A 993-nucleotide genomic window follows, 5' to 3' on the forward strand; every position below is an offset into this window, starting at 1 on the left:
TCCCCGGCTCGCGGCGTAAACGCCTTAACCGGGCTACCGTTCAGCGCGGTTCCGTAGAGGCGTCAGCCGCCATCCTGCACAAACACCGGCACTCGGCCTGATTGCCCGGCGGCGCTGCTGGACTGACCCCATAAAGTTGGATGGTTCATATTAAGCGGCTCTCAGAGCCTGGGTTCGGTACTCTACCGGACTCAGGCCTTTTAATTTCAGGCTTATCCGCTCGTTGTTGTAGTAATGGATATAGTCCTCTACGGCTTTTCTTAGCGCACTGACACTCCTGAACTCCCTCAGATAAAAACACTCCGATTTCAGGGTCCCGAAGAAGTTTTCCATCACTGCATTATCCAGGCAGTTTCCTTTACGCGACATACTCTGCGTCATCCCATGCGCCTTTAAACGTTCCTGATAGCTCCTCATCCTGTAATGCCAGCCCTGATCCGAGTGCAGCAGCGGAGCATCTCCCGGTCTGAGCTTCGGGAACGCACCGTCCAGCATCGTATTCACCATCTCCATCACCGGCCTTTCCGACAGGCTGTAGGCGATAACCTCCCGGTTAAACAGATCGAGAACTGACGACAGGTAAAGCTTTTTTCCCTGTACCGGGAACTCTGTCACATCTGTTACCCATTTTTCGTTGGCTTTTGACGCACCGAAGTTCCGGCTCAGGATATTGGGCGCGGCCTCGCCCGTTCTCCCTTTCCAGGCACGATATTTTTTCGCCCTTATCACAGACCGGAGTGACAGTTCTGCCATCAGCCGCTGCACTGTTTTATGGTTTATCCGCAGCCCCTGTTTTCTCAGTGCGAGCGTGATCCTGCGGTAGCCATAACGACCTTTGTGATAGTGGTATATCTTCCTGATGTTCTCTTTAAGACCCGCATACCTGTCCCCTTGCTTCAGTGCATTCATATTGTAATACCACGTGCTACGGGACATACCGGCCGCCCGCAGAAGGTCCCGCAGAGCGTGTTCATGCCTTAGTTCACTGATTAT

General features: G+C 53.3%; 1 pseudogene. It reads right to left on the reverse strand.

Annotation, left to right across the window (positions count from 1 at the left end):
• Positions 1-150: 150 nt before the first annotated feature.
• Positions 151-993: pseudogene (locus HGP29_RS28195) on the reverse strand (IS3-like element ISKpn1 family transposase); the annotation flags it as partial.

Origin of the sequence: Flammeovirga agarivorans, assembly GCF_012641475.1 — a bacterium.
In the GTDB taxonomy this organism is placed as follows: Bacteria; Bacteroidota; Bacteroidia; order Cytophagales; family Flammeovirgaceae; genus Flammeovirga; species Flammeovirga agarivorans.